This is a genomic window from Sphingomonas faeni (assembly GCF_003053745.1).
Classification (GTDB): Bacteria; Pseudomonadota; Alphaproteobacteria; order Sphingomonadales; family Sphingomonadaceae; genus Sphingomonas; species Sphingomonas faeni.
Genome location: NZ_QAYE01000002.1, coordinates 186390 through 206797 on the forward strand (window position 1 = coordinate 186390; position 20408 = coordinate 206797).

At 65.9% G+C, this 20408-nt stretch carries 20 protein-coding genes; 5 read left to right on the forward strand and 15 right to left on the reverse strand.

Annotated elements, in window-relative coordinates; genetic code table 11:
- The first annotated feature begins 64 nt into the window (after nt 1-64).
- The 3 genes from C8J25_RS05590 to C8J25_RS05600 are packed head-to-tail and all read left to right on the forward strand — an operon-like array spanning nt 65 to nt 2129.
- Nucleotides 65-592, forward strand: coding sequence for a sterol desaturase family protein (locus C8J25_RS05590; RefSeq protein ID WP_107953011.1), 528 nt, complete (start codon nt 65-67; stop codon nt 590-592).
- Between the two features lie 2 nt (nt 593-594).
- A complete protein-coding gene (locus C8J25_RS05595) occupies nt 595-1371 on the forward strand; it encodes a fatty acid desaturase (protein ID WP_244186806.1) in 777 nt (258 codons plus the stop codon).
- Nucleotides 1368-2129, forward strand: coding sequence for a sterol desaturase family protein (locus C8J25_RS05600; RefSeq protein WP_107953013.1), 762 nt, complete (start codon nt 1368-1370; stop codon nt 2127-2129). Before C8J25_RS05595 ends, C8J25_RS05600 begins: the two co-directional genes overlap by 4 nt.
- Before the next feature lie 38 nt (nt 2130-2167).
- On the opposite strand, the gene C8J25_RS05605 is transcribed toward C8J25_RS05600, so the two are convergent.
- The 15 genes from C8J25_RS05605 to C8J25_RS05675 form a co-directional block, all read right to left on the reverse strand.
- A complete protein-coding gene (locus C8J25_RS05605; protein ID WP_107953015.1) occupies nt 2168-3043 on the reverse strand; it encodes an SDR family oxidoreductase in 876 nt (291 codons plus the stop codon).
- A 110-nt stretch (nt 3044-3153) separates the two neighbouring features.
- Complete coding sequence (locus C8J25_RS05610) at nt 3154-3474, reverse strand: HNH endonuclease (protein ID WP_107953390.1); 321 nt, start codon at nt 3472-3474, stop codon at nt 3154-3156.
- Nucleotides 3475-3543: 69 nt separating this feature from the next.
- A complete protein-coding gene (locus C8J25_RS05615; RefSeq protein WP_279628728.1) occupies nt 3544-4467 on the reverse strand; it encodes a glycosyltransferase family 2 protein in 924 nt (307 codons plus the stop codon).
- Nucleotides 4464-5396 carry a polysaccharide pyruvyl transferase family protein gene (locus C8J25_RS05620; protein ID WP_107953017.1) on the reverse strand — a complete coding sequence of 311 codons (933 nt, stop codon included), beginning with the start codon at nt 5394-5396 and terminating at the stop codon, nt 4464-4466. Before C8J25_RS05620 ends, C8J25_RS05615 begins: the two co-directional genes overlap by 4 nt.
- Nucleotides 5393-6466: a glycosyltransferase gene (locus tag C8J25_RS05625; RefSeq protein WP_107953019.1), complete on the reverse strand. Its 1074-nt coding sequence runs from the start codon at nt 6464-6466 to the stop codon at nt 5393-5395. The genes C8J25_RS05620 and C8J25_RS05625 overlap by 4 nt, the downstream gene beginning before the upstream one ends.
- Nucleotides 6463-7392 carry a galactosyltransferase-related protein gene (locus C8J25_RS05630; RefSeq protein ID WP_107953021.1) on the reverse strand — a complete coding sequence of 310 codons (930 nt, stop codon included), beginning with the start codon at nt 7390-7392 and terminating at the stop codon, nt 6463-6465. The genes C8J25_RS05625 and C8J25_RS05630 overlap by 4 nt, the downstream gene beginning before the upstream one ends.
- A gap of 51 nt (nt 7393-7443) precedes the next feature.
- Nucleotides 7444-8139, reverse strand: a complete 696-nt coding sequence (locus tag C8J25_RS05635) for a PIG-L deacetylase family protein (RefSeq protein WP_107953023.1) — start codon at nt 8137-8139, stop codon at nt 7444-7446.
- 7 nt (nt 8140-8146) lie between these two features.
- Nucleotides 8147-9355: a glycosyltransferase family 4 protein gene (locus C8J25_RS05640; protein ID WP_107953025.1), complete on the reverse strand. Its 1209-nt coding sequence runs from the start codon at nt 9353-9355 to the stop codon at nt 8147-8149.
- Nucleotides 9355-10185 carry a sugar phosphate isomerase/epimerase family protein gene (locus tag C8J25_RS05645; RefSeq protein WP_107953028.1) on the reverse strand — a complete coding sequence of 277 codons (831 nt, stop codon included), beginning with the start codon at nt 10183-10185 and terminating at the stop codon, nt 9355-9357. The genes C8J25_RS05640 and C8J25_RS05645 overlap by 1 nt, the downstream gene beginning before the upstream one ends.
- Nucleotides 10182-11702, reverse strand: coding sequence for a YcaO-like family protein (locus tag C8J25_RS05650; protein ID WP_107953029.1), 1521 nt, complete (start codon nt 11700-11702; stop codon nt 10182-10184). The genes C8J25_RS05645 and C8J25_RS05650 overlap by 4 nt, the downstream gene beginning before the upstream one ends.
- Entirely contained in the window at nt 11699-12514 is an 816-nt protein-coding gene (locus C8J25_RS05655; RefSeq protein WP_107953031.1) for an MBL fold metallo-hydrolase, read from the reverse strand. Before C8J25_RS05655 ends, C8J25_RS05650 begins: the two co-directional genes overlap by 4 nt.
- Complete coding sequence (locus C8J25_RS05660) at nt 12505-13497, reverse strand: Gfo/Idh/MocA family protein (RefSeq protein WP_107953033.1); 993 nt, start codon at nt 13495-13497, stop codon at nt 12505-12507. The genes C8J25_RS05655 and C8J25_RS05660 overlap by 10 nt, the downstream gene beginning before the upstream one ends.
- 2 nt (nt 13498-13499) lie before the next feature.
- A complete protein-coding gene (locus C8J25_RS05665; RefSeq protein WP_107953036.1) occupies nt 13500-14594 on the reverse strand; it encodes a class I SAM-dependent methyltransferase in 1095 nt (364 codons plus the stop codon).
- The gene (locus C8J25_RS05670) at nt 14591-15484 is read right to left on the reverse strand and encodes an HD domain-containing protein (protein WP_107953038.1); all 894 of its coding nucleotides are present in this window, start codon (nt 15482-15484) and stop codon (nt 14591-14593) included. The genes C8J25_RS05665 and C8J25_RS05670 overlap by 4 nt, the downstream gene beginning before the upstream one ends.
- Nucleotides 15481-16659, reverse strand: a complete 1179-nt coding sequence (locus C8J25_RS05675) for an inositol-3-phosphate synthase (protein WP_107953040.1) — start codon at nt 16657-16659, stop codon at nt 15481-15483. Before C8J25_RS05675 ends, C8J25_RS05670 begins: the two co-directional genes overlap by 4 nt.
- Before the next feature lie 770 nt (nt 16660-17429).
- Between C8J25_RS05675 and C8J25_RS05680 the strand changes: the two genes are divergently transcribed.
- Together C8J25_RS05680 and C8J25_RS05685 are read left to right on the forward strand one after the other, a co-directional pair.
- The gene (locus tag C8J25_RS05680) at nt 17430-18824 is read left to right on the forward strand and encodes a DUF4139 domain-containing protein (protein WP_107953395.1); all 1395 of its coding nucleotides are present in this window, start codon (nt 17430-17432) and stop codon (nt 18822-18824) included.
- A complete protein-coding gene (locus C8J25_RS05685; protein ID WP_107953042.1) occupies nt 18824-20383 on the forward strand; it encodes a DUF4139 domain-containing protein in 1560 nt (519 codons plus the stop codon). The genes C8J25_RS05680 and C8J25_RS05685 overlap by 1 nt, the downstream gene beginning before the upstream one ends.
- The last annotated feature ends 25 nt before the right edge of the window (nt 20384-20408 follow it).

The window sequence follows — 20408 nt, forward strand, 5'->3', positions numbered from 1 at the left end:
GTTATGTGTCCATCATGCTGAATTCGCTGCACCCGTCCACCGTCAATTCGTGCGATCGCGCAAAGTGACCTGGTTCGAGAAACTCGCGATCGTCGTCTTCATGGTGTTGTTCATGGAGTGCTTCGCGTGGGCAGCGCATCGCTACGTCATGCACGGCTGGGGCTGGGGCTGGCACAAGTCGCATCACGAAGATCACGAGGGCTGGTTTGAAAAAAACGACCTGTATGCGGTCGTCTTCGCGATCGTGCCGATCGTGTTGTTCGTCGTCGGCCTCTGGTGGGAGCCGTTATGGTGGGCAGCGCTCGGCATCACCGTGTACGGCGGCATCTATGCCTTCGTGCACGACATGCTGGTGCATCAGCGCGGCGGCTTCCGCTGGGTGCCCAAGCAGGGGTATTTCAAGCGCCTGCTGCAGGCACATCGCCTGCACCATGCGGTAGAGGGCAAGGACGGTACCGTCAGCCACGGATTCTTGTTCGCGCGCAAGCCTGCGGTGCTGAAGGCACAGCTGCGCGCTAACGCCGATCCGCAGCGACGCGCGGTACGTGCTGACAAAGCCGGAAACCTCGTCTCGGCAGACGCAAAGAAGTGAGCGTGACGGTTCGCCAATCGGAGGCCCTGCGGCATCAGACCCGTGTCGGCGTTTCGCTGTCCGCCGCGATCGTAGCGGCGTGGCTGGCGATCCACATAATCGGCATTTTCTTCTGGCGTTGGGGCCTGGATACAATTCCTCTAGCCATCGTGATGGTCATCGTACAGACTTGGCTGAGTACCGGACTGTTCATCGTCGCGCATGATTCAATGCACGGCGCGCTGGCGCCCGATCGACCACGGTTGAACCGGGCGATCGGCGCGACCTGTCTCTCGCTCTATGCCTGCCTGTCTTACGCGTCGCTGTTGCCGCAGCATCATCTGCATCACAAGGAAACCGGACGAGCGGGGGACCCCGATTTTCACGCTGGCGACCCCAGTCTCGGCGGCTGGTTCCTGCAGTTCTTCAAGACCTATTATTCCCACGGGCAGATCATCCGGATAACCGTGGTGGCGCTGATCTATACGCTGCTGCTCGGGGCACCGCTCGGCAACATCGTCATCTTCTGGGCATTGCCAGCCCTGGGTGCGGTGGCACAGTTATTCGTGTTCGGGACGTGGTTGCCGCACCGGGAGCGCGAGACTCCTTTTGCCGACGCCCACCGCGCGCACAGTATCGACGTTGGCCCGATAGTGTCGCTGCTGACTTGCTTCCACTTCGGCGGTTATCATCACGAGCATCATCTCTCGCCGGGAACGCCGTGGTGGGGGCTTCCGTCGCGTCGCCGTGCTCTTGCCGGGCGAGCCGGCGATCGCAGAGTCGTCGAGGATCAAGCATGACGCTCGCCATCATCCTCTCCGCCGTCGCGATGACCGTCATCGTCGGCGTTCGCTATCTCCTCGTGTCGGGCGCGTTCGCTTGGATCACGGTCCGCAAGCATCCGGGGCTCTACCTCGGGCTGGACCCGCAGGTCCGCCGCGAGATCGTTTGGAGCCTCGCGTCCGCAGCGCTCTACGGGATCCCCGCGGGCATCGTCGCCTGGGGATGGCAGCATCATGGCTGGACCAAGGTATATTCTGACATCCACGCCTATCCGCTCTGGTACCTGCCTGTCTCGGTTTTCCTGTACCTGCTGCTGCACGATGCCTGGTTCTACTGGACGCATCGCTGGATGCATCGTCCCAAACCGTTCAAGCTGGCGCACGCGCTGCATCATGCTAGCCGCCCGCCGACGGCATGGGCTGCGATGGCGTTTCACCCGATCGAAGCGTTGACGGGCGCGGTGGTCATTCCGTTGCTGGTGTTCTTCGTTCCGATCCATATCGCTGGTCTGGGCATCGTGCTGACGATCATGACGGTGATGGGGGTCACGAACCACATGGGATGGGAGATCTTCCCGCGTTTCATGTGGTCGGGGCCCTTGGGCGGGTGGCTGATCACGGCCAGCCATCACCAGCGGCACCACGAACTCTATGGCTGCAACTACGGCCTGTATTTCCGCCACTGGGATCGGTTGTGCCACACTGACCGCGGTGTGGGCGATTTCACGAAAGAGCATGCGCGCGCGGCGCGGCGCGTCGAAGTGGCGAACTCTTAGGCCGACGATGAACGGGCGCCGAAGCGCCCGTTCGTTCGTCAGTTGATCGGCACGCCACCGGTGACCGCAATCACTGCACCGGTCATGTAGCTTCCCTCCGACGACGCTAGGAGGACATACGCCGGAGCAAGTTCGGCCGGCTGACCTGCGCGACCGAGCGGCGTATCCTGGCCGAGTTTTTCCAGTTCCCCCGGCGACTTCGCGATGGGCTGGATGGGGGTCCAGATCGGGCCCGGCGCCACGGCGTTGACGCGGATGCCCTTCGCAATGAGCAGATTGGACAGCCCAACCGTCAGGCTGGAGATAGCGCCCTTGGTCGCGGCGTAGACGATCATGCTCTTGGTCGCGACCTTGGCCTGCTCGCTGGTGGTGTTCACGATCGCGGACCCCGGCTTCATGTGCGGTGCCGCGGCCTTCGCCAGACGGATCATCGCGAACACGTTGGCCGCGAAGGCGCCCTGCATCTCGTCGTCGTCGATGCTGTCCAGATCCTCGTTCATCGTCTGCGCTGCGGCGTTGTTGACCAATATATCGATCCCGCCAAGGTCGCTGACGGTGCGCTCGACCAGCGTGACGCAGTGATCCCGGTCGCGAATGTCGCCCGGCAGCAAGACGCATCGCTGTCCAGCCTTTTCCACCCAGGCGCGAGTATCGTCGGCATCCACCTGCTCGACGGCGAGGTACGAGATCGCGACGTCCGCGCCTTCACGTGCATAGGCGATAGCCACCGCCTTGCCGATGCCGGAATCACCGCCGGTGATGAGCGCGACCTTCCCCTTCAGCAGCTCCTTGCCGACATAGCTTTCCTCGCCGTGGTCGGGCTTGGTCTTCATGTTGGAGACAAGCCCGGGGCGCGGCTGCTGCGGTTCACCAGGGAAGCTCGTCGGGTGGCTGGTGCGCGGATCATCGGTCATGGAAAGCGTCCTGCTGTTCGGGTCGCTGAAGGAACGGTCCTCCGATCGTTAAGTGCCGCCTACGTCGAAGTCCGTTGATGATGACCGATCGATCGTCGAGGCCGGTGTACTCAGCGGATATCGGCGGGGCGGGTGGGGGCGTGAAAATCCGCGGGCTTGTCGGCGATCCAGCGCAAGAAGCGACTGATATCCGGGCGTGCTTTCAAGACATCGAGGTCCGCGAACTCCGTCGCCAGATCCTGATTCGAGACGCTGGCATGGATGATACGGTGACAGATCGGATGAACCGGGATGACCTCTGTACCACCCCGGCTTTTCGGAATGCGGTGATGCCATTCCACCTTTCGCCCCAAGGGCCGCTCGCACAGCCCGCATCGCCCGGCATCTTCGGCAGCGATCGTCCGCGCCTCCGCCTCCAATAGTCCTGCCATCCGCTTGACACGTCCGCCCATGGTCCGAATATGGTGAATCGTGGACGAAAGAACAGCAGATACAGCGGTTTATCGGATGAAACGTGACATGTTTCGCCGGAGGGCTATCCACCAGAAGTAGGCGAAGCCCCGGGCCTTATGGCGCAGCCGGAACCAGTAGAACCGCTTGATGCCGGCATGCGTCTTCACAGGCCGCGTCCAGTCGAAGCGAACGGCAAGAATATCCTCGACGATGGCGCGAAGCGCGCGTCGGTCGGAGACGAAATACTTGGCGTACAAGGCACCATCGCCAAAGCTATATCCCGCCAGCAACCGGGTTTCGTCGTCGATATCACGGCGCCCGTGATGATGATCGACGACCATCAGGGGATCGTAAAGCACCGCAACGCCGAGGCCCGCTGCACGGAACAGGAAATCCGTATCCTCGGCGGAAATGAACGGGGCTCCGGCCCCGAACCGTTCGTCGAAGCGTCCCGTCAACCGGAGGACATCCGCGGTGAACGCCAGATTTGCCCCCATGATGAACCCGCCCGGAAACCCGCGCGACGGCACGACCATGGGATGGTCCTCGAGCTTGATCGTGACGGGGAGATCGGCCGGGTTGCCGAGCAGGATGCGACCGCCGATGATCGCTGGCCCGCTGGCTCGTACGAACGCGGCACAGACGGCGGCGAAATAGTCTTGGTGCAGAACACAGTCGTCGTCCGTCATCGCGACGATGCGCCCGGTGCAGCGCGCAAGCCCGGTATTGCGCGCGCGGGCGAGCCCAGGATGCGGTTCGTGGACGAGGTGGACCGGGAAAGTCTGTCGCGAGCGCCATTCCGTTAGTCGCTGCGGCGTGCTGTCGACCGAGCCGTTGTCGACCAGGACGACCTCCACGGTCGTGTTTCTGGCATACGCTGCCGCGCACTCCACGGACTCTAGCATAGCCGCCAGCGAGCTAGCGCGATTGCGCGTGCAGACGAGCAGGCTGACGTCGATGGCGGCAATCACCGCGCGCCGACGCGCTGCTTGGCAAGAACCATGGCGTGTTCGATCGTCGAGGCCCTCCTCACGATTGCGTCCGGGGCAGGCCAGGCGTCGAGATATGCGGCGATCTTGCCGTAGTCGTTGTCGAGAACCACGTGCGGAATGCCGAGCAGGTCGGCGAGGATGTGACCGTGGAGTCGGTCCGTCACGACGACCCGGCCTTGGGCGAGCAACCGCAGTCCACGGTCGACGCGGGCGACGGCTTGGGCTTCGCGTGCTTTGGCGTCGACTCCGACCGGCAGATCGGCGTCATCTTCCAGCCAGTCGACGACGGTCGCTGGATCGGCCGACGGTATCGTATAGCCTTGCCGCTCGTCGTCGGTGCGCATCAGCATCAGCACGTCGCATTGCGCCGCGTTGCGCGATTGCTCGCCTAGCGCATAGGCCGAGTCCGGTGCGAGGTGCGACGGGCAGTTCAGGTGCTGGCGTGCGAAGTCCAGGCTGCGCGTATCGCGAACGTACAGGACGAAATCCGGATGGTCGGCGACGAGCGCGGCGAACCGATCTACCTCTGATGGCACGCGAAAATGGATTGACTGCGGTAGCTGCACGACCGGTCGATCGCGGACACGTGCCAGGATATCCTCACGGAACCGCTGGTGGTGCGGCCAGATGTCGCCGAGGTTTCCGCCGCCATGCAGGAACAGGATGCCGTCGGGACAGGCGCTACGAAAGGCATCGACATCGAAATCGTGCCAGGTCGAGACGTAACACGGACCGTGCCCCGTCACCTGCCGCAGCATGGCGAGTTCGCCGAGCCAGATCGCGCTGTCGCCGACGTTCGCATGATCCGGAAAGTCGACCAGCGCATAGCGAGAACCAGGCGCGACATGCGTCCGGTATAATGCCGTGAGCAACGTGCGCTGCTCTCCCAGATGGTCGCTGGCCGTCATGCCCGCTCCCCTTGTTCATGACCGAGTACGTCACGGTAAAGGTCCTCGCATCGATCGAGCCATCGATCACGGGTAAAGGCCGTCTCGACTCGATCGCGTTGCGGGCCGCGGGGCCGTTGGACGGCCGCAGTGATCGCGTCGGCGAGCGCCGGAACATCACCGGGCGGCGCGAAACACCCTGTCTCGCCGACGACTTCCCGTAAGGCGCCGCGGTCGAACGCCGCCACCGGCAGACCGCAGGCCATCGCCTCGACCGCGACCAAGCCGAATGGTTCGTCCCAGCACGGTGTAAACACGAACACCGAGGCGTGCCCCATCTCCGCCGCCAGCGCCGATGCATCCAGATGCCCGCCATATCGGATGCTGCCGTCCAGCAGCGGGGCGACGTCGGTGTCCCAATAGTCGCGATCCTCGATCGGTCCGAACAGCGTAATTGGGACGCCGGCAATCCGTGCTGCCTGCGCTGCGAGATGCGGCGCCTTGTCCGGCGTCATCCTGCCGCACCAAACCGCGCTGCCGTCGCCTTGCGCGACGAACGGCCATGCGGCGGGGTCGATGCCGTTATGCAATACCGAGGCTTCGCGTGGCGGGCCGTCCGGCCACCAGGCGGCGAGCTGGTGTGCCGAGGTCGCGGTCAGGCGGTGCGTCGGCGCGATGCTGGCGTGCACGAACCAGCGGAGCGCGTCATAGGGCGGGACGTGCAGCGACGTGACGGTCGGAACCGCCGCGGTCCGCGCCGGCTCGAGCGGAAAGCGGTGCAGGCTGTTATTGTGCACCACGTCGAAACCACCGGCGGCGATCCGGTCGCAGGCGGCGGCATAGCCATCGTCGAGATGCGCGATCAGCGGCGCGAAACCGCGGTGCTCGGCGCCCGGAAAGGTGCGTTCGTAATGCTCCGGGATCACGGCATCGATCATGAAGCGCGGATCGCTGTCCCTCGACGCGAACAGTACCACGTCATGACCGCGCGCCTGGAGACCCGCCGCCAGATGCCAGCATTGCGATTCCATTCCGCCGGCAAACGGCTGCGCTATAGGCTGGCGGACATGGCAGAGGACCGCGATCTTCATTCGGCGGCCGCGGCTCTCTCGCTTGCCGCCAATCGGTCTTCGAGTAATCGGATGACGGTCGCGGTATTGGCATAGGGCTGGTGGCTCTGCTGCCCGGTTAGCGCGAGATCGGCGGCATCCGGACGCCGCAAAATACGGATCGGCCGACCCGCAGTGGGGTCGATCAGCCCCATCAGGCGGAACGCCTGGAGCCAATGGCCCATCGTCCGATAGCCCCATTTGGTCTCGAACAGCTCCGCGTTGCGCACGACGCTGTCGAGATGGTGCACCGGCGGCATGTGGTGCGGATGATATTGGTGATACGCCAGACCGCCCTTGATCCACGCGATCGGCACGCCGGCCTCGTCGAGCGCCTTGCCGAAATCGGTATCCTCGCCGCCATAGCCGACATAGCGCTCGTCGAAGCCGCCAAGATCGAGGAACGTCGTCCGCCGCATCGCGAAATTGAGCGACCAGAAACAGCGATAGTCGGTGCAGATCTCGATGCCCTGCGGCGGGGGGCCGCGACGGTCCGAGTGCTTCACCGCGATCTCGGCGAACCGGTCATACTGCCAGTCCCCGTCGGTCGCGCCACCCGGCAGGTACAGGACCTCGCCCATCAACAGTCCGTCCAACGTGTCCAAGAACCCGGCATAGTCGGCGACCAGCGTGGGCGTAGGGATGCAATCCATGTCGAGAAAAACGATGACGTCGCCGGTCGCTGCGCGGGCCGCGACGTTACGTGCGGAGGCGAGGGGCAGGGCGTCGGCCACCACCTGCATCTGGCGGATCGGGAACGGCGCCTTGGGCAGGTCGTACAGCTCGTCCTGCATTACTGCCACGATCAACTCGGTCGGCATAAGCGTCTGGCGCATCAGCCCGCGGACGACGTTGACGAGATGGTCGGGACGCCCCTTGCCTAGGGTGACGACGGAAACTTCGGTCATGATAATGGCTCTGCTTGGAATAGGGGACGCGCGGCGGTGTTGGCCGGTCGATCAGAACGCGTGAAGGGGGTAAAAACGTTCCTCGACGATCCGCTCGGTCCGCTCGGTCATCGCCTCAACCCCACCGAACTGGAAGCCAAGCTGCGACGTGTACGCGGCACAGGCGGCGATCCGACGTGCGCGTGTCTCTGGCGTTAGGTGTTCGATCACCGCGGGCATGGCGGCAACGCGGTCTTCGCGATCGGCATAAGGCCAGTCTTCCCACAGTAGTACAGTATGATCGGCACAGGATCGCCGGATCGCTTCCAGAACGACGTGATGGTCGACATGGTTGCCGAGACACAGTGGTCCGAGGACGAGATCAGGCCGTTCCGCCGCGAGAAGCTCAACCAGCGCCGCTGCAACATCGTCGACGATCCGGTCGTCGGGCAGCCGTGCCGCGAACAGCATCTTTGCCGAGGTGTAGCCACGGTGCGGCGCCTCCAGGAACGGCAAATGCGTCACGCGCGCGCCAAGCGCTTCGCATGCCGCTTGATCCTCGGCACGGCGCAGCGCCATGTAATCCACGTCTGCGTCCAGGCCCTTGTCGAGCTGGCACGCGAGCGCGAACCCGGTCGGCTGCGCGACGTTGCCGGTGAAGCAGGTGGCGACGGTGACGTCCCAGCCCTGGTCGACGCGCGACGCCAGCAGCCCGCCGGCGGAGAAGGCTGCATCGTCCAGATGCGGCGATATTGCGAGCAGCTTCACCGGTCGCTCACAGTAGATGCGGTTCGCTGCGAAAACGGCAGGGCGTAATCGGCAGATCGGTGTCGAAGGCGGCTTGCGGCTGGTTACGCAGGTCGCGGTAGATCCCGACGATCTGTTGCCCGACCGCGTCCCAACTATACACCCGGCGGCATTCTTCCAGCGCGGCAGTCGCCAAGCGCGTGCGCAGGCTCGTATCGGTAATGACGCGGGTCAGCGAGGCCGCCAGCGCAGGCGCGTCGCCGGGATCGGTCAGCAGGCCATTCTCGTCGTCGCGGACGCAGTCGACGACGCCGACGGCGTGGCATGAGACGACCGCGAGGCCACACGCCATCGCCTCGAGGATGGTGTTCGAGAACCCCTCGGCATAGGTCGGCGAAACGAACACGTCGTGCGCGCGGTAGAGTTCGGGGACCGCGTCATAATCCGCATAGCCGCTGAACGTCACGCGGTCGGTCAGCCCGAGCTCGGTCGCGAGCGCCTGCGCCGGGTCGACGTCCGGGCCGATGCCGGAAATGGTTGCGTGCCAGTCGCCGCGCACGTCCGGCAGCGCCTTGAGCAAGTCGAGCACGCCTTTGCGGCGGTCGACGCGGCCGTGATAGAGCAGGCGGACCGGACCTTCGGGCCCTGCCTTCGATGCCGGCGTGAAATGGTCGGTATCGACGGCCCCCGGAACGATCGTGAACCGGTCGAGCGGGGTGCCGAGCCGGTCGTGGACTTCGCCTGCGAAACTATTACCGCCGATCAGCAGCGCGCCGGCATGATCGAGCACGCGGACCATCGCGAGGCGGTGCGTCTCGCAGCATGAACCGACCCAATGCCCGTCGCCGCCCTGAATCGACACGACGCAGGGCAGGCCGAGGCGGTGGGCCGCGATCATCGTCGCCCAGCCGGTCGGATAGCCATATTGCGCGTGGAGCATGTCGAACGGGTTCACGGCATGATCGCGTGCGATAGCCTCGACGATTGCGTCGATATCGCGCTCGAAATCGCCGCCATCCTGTTCGCCCAGCGCTTCGAGGCCAACGACGCGCACGCCCGGTACCGGTGGCGGTGGGCCGCCGCCATAGACGCGAGCGCGTGCCGGATCGCCGTAATATTGGCTGATCATCGTCACGTCGTGGCCCGCCGCAACGAGTTGCCGCAACAGGTTGATCGCGTAGATCGACATTCCCGAGATTGCCGGGAAAAAGCGGCGCGAGACGAAGCATATCCGCATCAGGACAATGCCGCCCGGAGATAGGCGATCGATTCCGGAATGGCCTGATGCGCGCGGGGACTCTCGCGCGACAGTTCGACGCAGACCAGCTTGTCGAAGCCGATCGATTCCAGCGCGGTGAGGATGGCGGGGATGTCCATGTCGCCCTGACCGAACGGGAGGTGCGTATGGTCGCTGCGGCGCATGTCCTCGACCGCGACGGTGCCGAGACGATCGGCATAGGCGTGCACCGCGGCGTCGGGGGCGATATCCTGCGTGACGAGGCAGTGCCCGGTGTCGAGCGCTAGCCGCAGGTCCGGGTGGTGAATCGCGAGCCGCGCATAGTCCGCTACGGTCTCGATCAGCATGCCGGGCTCGGGCTCCAAGCTGACGGGGATGCCTGCGCGCGCCGCATGCTCGACGACCTTGCCGAGCCCCGCATCTAGCCAGTCGAGCGCGTCGGTGTGGCGTACGCCGGGCTTCGGTACGCCGGCCCAGAACGACACGGTCTCGGCGTTTAGGATTGCCGCAACCTCCAGCGCGCGGGCGAGGAAAGCAACGCGACGATCGCGCCCCTCGGGATCGGCCGTAACAAGCGTCGGTTCATGCTTGTCGCGCGGGTCGAGCAGATAGCGCGCGCCGGTCTCGATCACAGACCCGAGCCCGAGCGACCGCAGCAGCGTGCCGACACGCTCCGCCTCATGCGCCCAGTCGTCGGCAAACGGGTCCAGATGGTGGTGATCGAGGGTAAGCGCGACGCCGTCGTAACCCGCGTCGGCGATCAGGTGCAGCGCGTCGTCGAGCCGGTGGTTGGCCGCACCGTTGGTGTTGTAGGCGAACCGCAGCGTCATCGTGCTGCCTCCGTCTCAAGGCTCTGTTCGGACCAGGCGACGTGATGTGCTTCGGGTTCGCGGTAAAGCGGATAGAGCGGGCCGACGATTTCGTCCGCCAGTGCTGTATCGAAGAACGGCTGTCCACCAAGCCGCGCGACTGCATCCTCGGTGAGGCGGACGGGTCGGCGGGTCGCGCTTTCCTCGCCGCCGAAGCTGACCAGCGCGCTGTCGAGCGCGACCAGCTTGGCGGCGTTGCGCTCGCCGATCCGGTAATAGCTCATCGTCTCCACCTCCATGCCGGGCACGATCACCTTGACGACCGCGACGCTGGCATCGGCGGGGGACATGTCGACGTAAAGAATGTCGAACCCCGCCGCCTCGACGGCCTCTCTCGCGAGGTGTCCGCGAGCCCGAGCATCGGGAACATCCGCGCGCGGCAAGTCCTCAAAATCGCGGCGGCTGCGTTCGGCGAGCATCGTGCCGGCGAGCCAGTCCCGCAGCGTCGCTGCGTCGACATCGGTCCAGCGCTGCATTTCCGAAAACGCGCGGCTGTCGCTCGACTTGGCGGCACCGCCGGCCTGCGCCATGAACCGGTCGATATAGCCGGGTGGCGCGATCGTCTCGGCGAGCGCCATCGGGCCGTGCGCGAACGCTTTGCGGGCGCGGCTGGCCGCGTATTCGGCGATTGCCTTGGCCAGCGCCTGCACCGCGTCGGGATGCGCTGCCTCGCCGCACGCCGTCGCCATGATCGGCACCGCGGGTTCGCGCGCATCGACACCGACGCAATAGACGTTGGCGAGGCCGAATTCGTCGGTCGCGAATTTGGGGATCACGCAGACGTCGGCGGCGGCGAACCGGTTGATCAGGTCGCCGATCTCGGCGGGCAGGCTTTCGGGCAGGTCGATGGCGACGCCGCGGTCGAGCGCGCGGAACAGCAGACCGTTGCCGTCGCGTTGGAGGATCTCGCACAATCCGTGGCCGATCGCCCAGTCGAGGTCCGGCCCCGCGCCCATCCCGTTCGAGATGATCGTCGTGAACGGCACGTAGCCGGGCGCCAGTTCCTTGGCGGAATAGGCGGCGAGGTCGATCGGCACGAGGACGCTGGAGCCGTCCGCCCACCGCCTGGCCTCGACCCAGTCGAGCGGCGTATTGCGGTCGACCGGGGATCCTGCGGGCAGGCACAGCGTCAGCGGATCGGCGATCCCGCGCGCGCCGCGTTCGCGGACGAGGTCGGCATAGCTGCCGTGCGTCTTGCCGCGCGCCGACAGGGTGAGCGTCGGCCAGACCATCTCGGCGATCTCGCCTAGCGCCCCCAGGATCGCAGCTTCGTCGGCCGCACCATAGCCGACGCCGTACGGCATGATGCCGTCGAGGTCCGGAGTCCCCGGGAACAGCGCTACCACCCAGACCGGGATACCGACACGGTCGATGCCGTCGATCGGAAACGCGACGATGTCGCCGGCAGGAAACGCGTCGAGATAGAGGTGGCAGGCTGCGCCGAGCTTCTCGGGCAGGCCGGTGATGGTGCGGGTCATAGCGGGATCCTCTTCACGCCCGGCGCGCGGGACAGCGCCTCGTCGAGCACGGCGACGGCGACATCGCGACCGACTTCGGGGGCATATTCGAACGGGGTCAGGACGGCATCGAACGCCAGCGGTGCGATCACGTTTCGATACTGGCGGATCTCGCCATGCGTCAGCGGGATGTCCTTGTGGAACGCCTTGTGACTCGAGATCGCGTGGCTGACGCCTGCTTCGTCCTGGTCGATCTTGAACATGTCGCCGCAGAACAGGCGCCTGCCGACCGCATCGTGGAGCGCGGCCTGGCCTTCGTAATGGCCGCCGACGTGATGCAGCGTATAGCCCGGCGCGATCTCCAGCACGTCGTCATACGGCGTTGTCACGCGGAACGCCTTGGTCATGCCGAGGTCGTCCTTGTGGATCGCGAGCATCTCGGGATTCAGGTCGCGCTGCAGCTGGAACAGCGCGCCATAGCCATGCGCGTGACTGGCCGCGAGATAGCGTATGCCGCCCAGCCGTTCGATCTGTTCGAGCATCGCGGGGGAGTGATAGGGGGCCGCCTCGAAGGCGATGTTGCCGCCCGCTCGCACGATCAGCCAGCCGGTGCCACCGAGTCCGAGATGCGGCGTGGTGGTGAAGGCCCAGAGATCGTCCGCCACCTGTCGCCAGCTGCCGTCATGGCTTGCGGCGACGTCGTGTTCGGGGAGGAAACACCAGCCATCCTCGGGCAGGTCGTTGCGCGTATCGTTGCACACCGGACAATCGGCGGGCGCGAAATGCCGCTGCCAGAAACCGCAATGCGCGCAGGCGTACCAGCTCAGAGGCATGATCGCGCCTCGGTGTAGGCGGCGTCGAAAAGGCGCATCAGCGACAGGTCCCTGTGAATCGAGAAATCATGCGCATCGCCGCGGACGGCGGCGGCGAACGCGGCAGCCTGCGCGGCAAAGGGCGACAGCGCGGCGTCGAAGGGCAGGGCGGTCTCTTCCCCGGTGCGTGCGCAACGGCGGATCACGGTGCCACCCGCAGTCTGGCCCATCGTGTCGGTCGCGACGAGCAGACCGTCCTCGCCGAGAATCTCGAGGCGACGGCGGGGCAGGACTTCGGGGCAGTTATAGGCGACGTGGCTCTGGACCAGGATGCCGCCTGCGGTGCGACCCGACAGGATGCCGCCATCGTCGACCGGATAGTCGTGGATGCGCCGTTGCAGGTCGATATGCAGGCGGGCGAGTGGCTCGTCGACTAGCATCGTGGTGAGATCGAGGCCGTGGAGCGCGAGGTCGATGACCGCGCCGCCGCCCGCCGCGGCCGGATCGGCGCGCCAGTTGCAGCCGCCCGCATCGTCTGGCGACCAACTTGGGTCGACCCAGCAGGCATAGACGATCCGTACCGCGATCGGTCGGCCGATGGCGCCGTCGCGGATCGCCTGCGCCATCGCGCGATGTGCAGGGTGATGGCGCTGGTCGAACGCGGTGCCGTAGAGGTGCCCCGCGACTACCGATCCGATGGCTTCGGCATCGTCCAGCGTCGCGGCGATCGGCTTCTCGCACAATACCGGCACGCCCGCCGCAACGGCCGCGCGGACCGGGTCGGCGTGGAGATTGTTGGGCGTGGCGACGTAGAGACAGTCGAGCGCGGCATCGGCCAGCATCGCCTCGGCGGTATCATACGCGAGGATTCCGCCGGACATCGCGCTGGCCTGGGCCATCGGCGAGGGGTCGGCGATCGCGACGAGCGTCCCGCCTGCCGCGGCGATGCCGGGCGCCATATAGTCGCGTGCGACCCAGCCGAAGCCGACGATCCCCCAGCGCATGCTCACCACCGGGCCGGCAGGTCGAGGACCCGACGGTTCCGCGCCGCATCGCCGGAGTCCGCGAGCCATGTGGCGGCCTCGCCATATTCCGCGCGGTAGCGATCGGAGGGCCAGTGCGGCGTTTCGCCATCCAGCAGGGGGTTTGGTTGCAGGACTGCATTGGCAGCCGGCATCGCCAGCCCGCCGGTCAGGTCACGCGCCGTGCCGCCGTCTGTCTCGACGATCGACCATGCCTCGATAGCGGGATCGTCGGACCATCGTGTCGATGCGGGTGCATCCCCTGCGAGAAGCGCACGACGCAACTCACGCTCGTCATACACGACGGCATCGGGGAACAGCGTCGCCCACTCGGCCGCTGCGCGTGCCGGTCCCATTGCCCCGCCAGAGACGGCGGCGTTGTGGAGGTGACTTACCGCAAGCACGCCGCCGGGTGCGACGGCCTCGCGCAACAGCCCGGCGATCCGCGGCTGGTCGGGCAGGAAATAGAAGGCGTCGTGACACGCGACCAGGTCAAACGTCTGCGTCTCCACCGGCCACAGCGCGACGGCGTCGAACACGACATACTCCGCGGCCGGCGCGACCCAGTGCTTTGCGAGCCAGCATTTCGAGAACACGACGTCTGCGCCGACGCACGCGACGCCTCGCGCTGACAGTTCGCGGAGATAGTGGCCAATCCCGCATGCCAGTTCGAGCGCGGTACCCGGTTGGCGCCAATGCGCCTCGACCAGCGCAAGCCCGGCGAGATAGGTCGGATCGCTCCAGCGATGCGCGAAATAATCCGCCACCGGCCCCATCCGCAGCAGCCCCATCGCCGCGCGCAACGTCAGCGTGTCGCGCTCGCGCACCAGCTGCTTCAGCTCGCCGAGATCGGTCGCGAGGCCCGTCCACCACGCATCCTGGTCGGTCAGCAACGCAACCAGCGCATCGTCCGGGCAGCCTGCGTCGAGGTGGTCGAGCGCCACCGCCACCAGCCCCTCGCTGTCGGTCCGCAGATACGGGATGCCATCGACCACTGGCCAGCGCTCTCCGACCGCGGCGAGCGAATGCGGCGTGTCGGCGACGAGTGGCCGTCCGGTGACGGGCGAGCGGTAGGTCACAACAGGCCGACGTCCGCCAGAACGCGATCGTGGAACGTCTTGACCGGGCCGGCATGGACCAGTTCGTAGGTGTGCAGCACGGCGTCCATCGTCGCCGAGGCGGCGCGCGTGTGTTGTTCGATCTCCAGTACGCGGTCGAGCACGTCGGCGGCGTGGAACGCGCGGGCCGCCGGCGTCGCGTCACCGGCGATCGGCGCGATTGCCGCGCGGACCTGCGCCGCGACCGCCGGATCGAGCATCGCCATCGCCTGCTCACGCGCGGCGTCGATCACCCGGTCGAGCAGGTCGCCGAGCAGCACCTCGCCGGTGAATCCGGCATCGGGCATCGCCGCATTATGGAAATGATGCGCCATCGACGCGAGGAAAACCTCCGCCGGATCCGCGCCATAATTGGGCGCCACGAGCACGCCGTATACTGCGACGATCAGGCAGTGCTCGGCATGGTTCTCCGGCGGCTGGAGCAACAGGCGCGGCCGACCCGGGCAGGTGACGCCCGCACGCGGCTGCGTCGTGAGTTGCGTGACGAACCGTGGCACCGGCCCCGCCGCCGGTGCACCCTCCGGCAGCGCATTGCGCAAGTCCGCCGCGAGCGCCGGGTCCAGCAGCACCGCCACCTCGTCGAACCCGCGTTCGAGCACGGCGCACGCTTCCGCATCGGACAGGCCCAACTCGGCCAGCGTGGTGCGGTCGAGATCGCCCAGTCGTGCCGCGGCGAGCGTGGCGGCGACGGTGCGACGCATCACCGTAGCCGGCGCTTCGCCCGCCGCCAGTGCCGCCCAGCCGCGGGCAAACAATCGCTCGGCGATCGACCCGTCGCGCTCCGCCGACCGAATCCGCTTCAGGTCGCCGAGTTCGCGCAATAGCGGCAGATGCGCCGCATCCAGCGTCACCGGCGGTCGAGCCAGGTATCGAGGATCGACTGCTGCTCGCCGAACGCGTGGATCGGTTCGCCGCCGTCGGCGGTCTGCGGCATCTTAAAGAAGATCCCCATCTGGTCTTGCACGCCGCCTTCGCCGCGCGTCTGCGCCAGAGCTAGGCAGCGCGCGATCTCGATCGCCAGCGGTGCGGCGAGCACCGAATCCTTGCACAGGAAATTCAGCTTCAGCTGCATCTTCTGGCCGAGGAAGCCGGTCAGATCGATGTTGTCCCACGCTTCCTTGTTGTCACCGCGCGGCTTGTAATAATGGATCATGATGATGTGATCCTCGACCGGATAGCCGAGGATCTGGTCGAGCACCGACTTCTTGGTATCGACCTTCGAAGCGAGACTCTTGGGATCGTCGAGCGCGAGGCCGTCGGAATTGCCGAGGATGTTGGTCGAGAACCAGCCGTCGACATGCAGCGCACGATCACGCAGCGCAGGCGCGATCACCGTTTTCAGCAGCGTCTGCCCGGTCTTGCCGTCCTTGCCGGCGATCGGCACGCCGCGTTGGCGGGCGAGTTCGGCGAGCGGTGCGACGTCGGCGGCGACCGACGGCGTGAAATTGGCATAGGGCGTGTCGCTGGCGATCGCGGCATAGGCGTAGAGCATCGCCGGGCTGATCGCCGCGTCGTCGGCATCGAGGCCGCGTTCGAAGCCCTCGACACTGGTCAGCGCGTCCGCACCGAGATCGGCCTTGCGCTCGGTCGAGGCAAGATTGATCATCACTACCCGGTCCAGATTCTGCTCGCTCTTGAAGCGCGCGAGATCATCCTGGATATGCTGGACCGCGGCACGGTGACCGGGCGCGGCGATCTTGTTGGCGCCGTCGATGTTCGCGCAGAAATCGGTCGAGCCGACCGCCGGCCAAGGTCGCATATCGGACAGGCTGGACGCGCCGTTGGCAAGTTCGCTCTCGCTCAGCACGCCGTGCTTGAGCGCAGCCGTCGCCAGGTCGTCATGGCTGAGGTCCCAGCCGCCGAAATGGAGATCGCGGTATGCTGCCATCCCCTCGACGTCACGGCTGGCGAGCGGCAGGCCCGACAAATCGTTCGACCCCGCACGGATCATCGCGACCCCCGCCGCCGCGGTGGTAGCCACCGCGCCATTCAGTCCGATCACTGCGATCCCGACCCGTTCGCCCATAATTACGTCCTCTCAAAACTGAGCGCGTGGCTAGCTGTCCGTAAAGTAAAGTCCACCGAAGTCTGCGGAAATTGCCGCTAAACTGCTCCGGGAATTACATATGTTGCTGTCTCAGGAGGAGCGGCGATGAGGTCTCGTCGGGGCGCCACCTCGTCAGGAAGAGCCTTGATGGCTTGATCGGGTTCTCGAAACCTAGTCTGGAACGAAAACCGCCAGATTGAACATCGGGTCCGCTATCCGCTGCTGCGACGAGCAGTTCTGGCAGGGTCGAATTTCGGCGCGTCCCGCGCAGGGCGGTCATCAGGGCCCGGCCAAGCCCTTTTCGGCGGTGGTCGAGAGCTGTCAGGACCCGGTCGCAAACAAACGTTTCCGCAGTGCCGGCCGCCAATCCGCTTGTCGGGACTCTCCAACTTTCGCAGCGACGTACCGTCGTCATAAAGTCCCCGGTAAGCTCCACGTGCCACCTTCCGGGGAACGCTGACCGCTGAGCATCGGGCGGGCTGCAGACCTGGAGCAGATGGTCTGGGCGGCTAACCCCTTGAGCCAGTTCGACGAGGCCCGGTACAATTCGAGATTCCGTACGGTCTGTTCATTGCGAACGGTGGCCGATTGGGCTTCTGCTTGATCACCGAGCGACCAACGAGCCCACGCCTTTCCGGCGCTGAGCGGGGGGCATTGTCGCATTGCCCTTCCGATCCGACCGCGTCATTGTCGCGCACTCAGGGGAGAATGGTGTGCGCGACAACATCTGGCGAGCGTATGGGCTGGCAATGCTGCTCGGATCGACGGCGGCGAGCGCCCAACAACTGCCGCCCCCCGCCGACTCGCCGACCGCGGGTAGCGCGCAGGGGGACGTGTCGGTCACCATCTACAATAACGACATCGCGCTGGTGCAGGACGTACGGTCGCTGGCCCTGGCAGACGGGCAGGTGCGGCAGAGCTTTCCCGACGTGAGCGCGTCGATCAGGCCGGAGACGGTATCGCTGACGGTGCCCGATGCCGCGATCGTCGAGCAGAACTTCGACTATGATCTGCTGAGCCCATCGAGCCTGATGGAGAAAGCGGTGGGCGAGACGATCACGCTGGTGCGCACCAACCCCGCTACCGGCGCCGAGACCCGCGACCGTGCGAAAGTGTTGGCGGTCAATGGGGGCGTCGTCATCGAGGTGAACGGTCACGTCGAGGTGTTGCGCGACGACGGGCTGCCCGTGCGCGCGATCTTCGACCGGGTGCCCGATGCGTTGCGGGCCCGTCCGACATTGTCGGTGACGCTGGCCAGCACGCGCGCGGGATCGCGCCCGGCGACGCTGTCCTACCTGAGCCGTGGGCTAGGCTGGAGTGCCGACTATGTCGCTTTGTTCGACGACAAGAGTGGGACGGTGGACGTTCAAGGCTGGGTGACGTTGAAGAACACCAGCGGCACGACCTTCGGCAACGCCAGAACGTTGCTGGTTGCTGGCGAGGTCGGCAGCACGGATGACGACGGGGACGGCAATTACACCCCGCGCCGCCGCCGCATGACGACAACTATGCCCGGAACCGAAAGCACCGCGCGCGGACAGCTCGGCGACTTCTATCTGTATCCTTTGACCGAGCGGACCACGATCGCCGACAAGCAGACGAAGCAGGTCAGTTTCCTCGACGCGAAGGGCGTTGCGGCAAGCGCGGGCTATCGTTTCGAGAATGGCTGGCTGGGCAGCTCGGACGACCCACGAAGCGCGCAGTCGGTGCTGCGTTTCAGCAACTCGGGCGCGGCCGGCCTGGGCGACGCACTGCCGGCGGGGGTGGTCCGGGTCTATGTCCGGGACGCGCGTGGCCAACCGCAGTTCACGGGTGAGAACCGTATCGAGCATACTCCGCAAGGATCGACGATCGCGCTGCCCACCGGCGATGCCTTCGACGTGAAGGTGCGGCCAACCACCGTATCGCGGACGCGGCAGGGTGACAGTCGATGGCGTACGGCGATGCGGTATACGCTGACCAATGCGCGCGGCCGACCGGTGACGGTCGAACTCGTGCAGGGCGGTCTCGACGGGGGCGACGTGCGCGTCGTTGCGAATAGCGCTAAGGGTGAGCGTCGCGACGCCGGCACGATGACGTGGCAAGTCCCGGTGCCGGCCAACGGCACCGCGACGGTGACTGTGACCTTCGACACCCGCTACTGATGCGGCTTTGGCTGCTCTTCGCGCTGTTGGCGGGCGTGTTGTTGTCGGGAGGGGCGGAAGCGCAGACTCGGACGGCCATCGTTACGTCGTCCGCGCCAGATCACGTCGCGTTGACGGTATACCGCTCGCCTTACGGCAAGGGCGCGATGAACCTGCGGTATCTCGGTGGCTTCGCCCTGGTGACGGAGACCCGCCGCGTACGATTGCCTCGGGGACCCGCAGTGCTTCGGTTCGAGGGCGTGGCGGAGGGGATCGTACCTGTCAGCGCCATCGTCGACGGCCTACCTGGCGGCATCATCGAAAAGAACCGCGACGCCCGCCTGCTGTCGCCCGCCTCGCTGGTCGATGGCACGCTTGGTCGCGAGGTAACGCTGACTCGCACCGACAAGGTGAGCGGAAGGTTGGTGAGCGAACCCGCGACGATCGTTGCCGGCCCGACACCGGGGGTTATCCTGCGCACGACTGCCGGGATCGAGGCGTTGCGCTGTTCGGGTCTGGCCGAACGGTTGAATTTCGCGCGGGTGCCAGCAAGCCTGTCGAGCAAGCCGGTGCTGAGCGTAACGACGACCAGCCCGGCGGCGCGCACGGTCACGGTGCGACTTTCCTATCTGTCCTCGGGCTTCGACTGGCGAGCGAGCTACGTTACGTCGCTTGCCGCTGACGGTCGCACTGTCGACCTGTTCGCTTGGCTGACTCTCGCCAACGGTAATCCGGAGATCTTCGCGAACGCGGACGTTCAGGCTGTCGCAGGCCGGCTCAACCGCGTCGCGGTTCCGGCGATCCCTGCGACGGCTGGTGCGCTGCGATTGGTCTGCTACCCGCTCGGCACGACGACCTCCGACCTACGGCGAAAGCAATTCGAGTTGGCCGACGAGATCGTGGTAACCGGATCGCGAGTCATGGCGTTCGCGCTATCTGCGCCGGTTCCGGCACCGCCACCACCACCGCCGCCACCACCGCCACCACCCGAGGACCTGGGTGACCTCAAGCTGTACCGCGTGCCGATGCCGACCACCGTCGCGGCCAGGGGACAGAAGCAGGTTGCCCTGATCGTTCAGAAGGCGGTGCCGGTTGAGCGGCGCTACCGGCGAGCGGTGTATCCCGGACAACAACTCGACGGTGTGCCGACGTCGATCGTGCTGGTGCTGAAGAACGATAAACAGCATAGCTTGGGCGTGCCGCTGCCCGCCGGCAGCACTGCGCTCTACGCGGAGCAGGCAGGCGGGCGATTGCTTCTGGGTTTGGGAACGATCGGCGACCGCACAATTGGCGAGACGGTTCGTCTGGCCGTCGGCGTTAGTAGCCGTGTGACACTGACCCAGGCAGTAGCCGTGCCGAGCCCGCGGGGGGCGCTGGTTTCAAGAACCGCAGGTTCGCGCGAGGCCATCGTAACGGCGAGCAACGGCAACTCGTTTCCCGTGATGCTCGACGTGGCGATCGGCGCAGCGGGCCAGGCGATCGAAGCCGACGGCGATGAGGTTCGTCGCATCGATGGGATTTCCACTTGGTCGCCGCTGCTGCCACCGGGTGGCAAGGCCGTGTTGCGTTACCGCTACTGACGTCCCGAGCTAACCAGCACGAAGG

Coding starts and splice junctions, on each gene's coding strand:
- C8J25_RS05600 (WP_107953013.1), top strand. CDS start 1,368: ATGACGCTCGCCATCATCCTCTCCGCCGTCGCGATGACCGTCATCGTC.
- C8J25_RS05645 (WP_107953028.1), bottom strand. CDS start 10,185: ATGACGCTGCGGTTCGCCTACAACACCAACGGTGCGGCCAACCACCGG.
- C8J25_RS05655 (WP_107953031.1), bottom strand. CDS start 12,514: ATGCCTCTGAGCTGGTACGCCTGCGCGCATTGCGGTTTCTGGCAGCGG.
- C8J25_RS05620 (WP_107953017.1), bottom strand. CDS start 5,396: ATGACGGCCAGCGACCATCTGGGAGAGCAGCGCACGTTGCTCACGGCA.
- C8J25_RS05680 (WP_107953395.1), top strand. CDS start 17,430: ATGCTGCTCGGATCGACGGCGGCGAGCGCCCAACAACTGCCGCCCCCC.
- C8J25_RS05640 (WP_107953025.1), bottom strand. CDS start 9,355: ATGCGGATATGCTTCGTCTCGCGCCGCTTTTTCCCGGCAATCTCGGGA.
- C8J25_RS05650 (WP_107953029.1), bottom strand. CDS start 11,702: ATGACCCGCACCATCACCGGCCTGCCCGAGAAGCTCGGCGCAGCCTGC.
- C8J25_RS05660 (WP_107953033.1), bottom strand. CDS start 13,497: ATGCGCTGGGGGATCGTCGGCTTCGGCTGGGTCGCACGCGACTATATG.
- C8J25_RS05685 (WP_107953042.1), top strand. CDS start 18,824: ATGCGGCTTTGGCTGCTCTTCGCGCTGTTGGCGGGCGTGTTGTTGTCG.
- C8J25_RS05630 (WP_107953021.1), bottom strand. CDS start 7,392: ATGACCGAAGTTTCCGTCGTCACCCTAGGCAAGGGGCGTCCCGACCAT.
- C8J25_RS05675 (WP_107953040.1), bottom strand. CDS start 16,659: ATGGGCGAACGGGTCGGGATCGCAGTGATCGGACTGAATGGCGCGGTG.
- C8J25_RS05610 (WP_107953390.1), bottom strand. CDS start 3,474: ATGGCAGGACTATTGGAGGCGGAGGCGCGGACGATCGCTGCCGAAGAT.
- C8J25_RS05605 (WP_107953015.1), bottom strand. CDS start 3,043: ATGACCGATGATCCGCGCACCAGCCACCCGACGAGCTTCCCTGGTGAA.
- C8J25_RS05625 (WP_107953019.1), bottom strand. CDS start 6,466: ATGAAGATCGCGGTCCTCTGCCATGTCCGCCAGCCTATAGCGCAGCCG.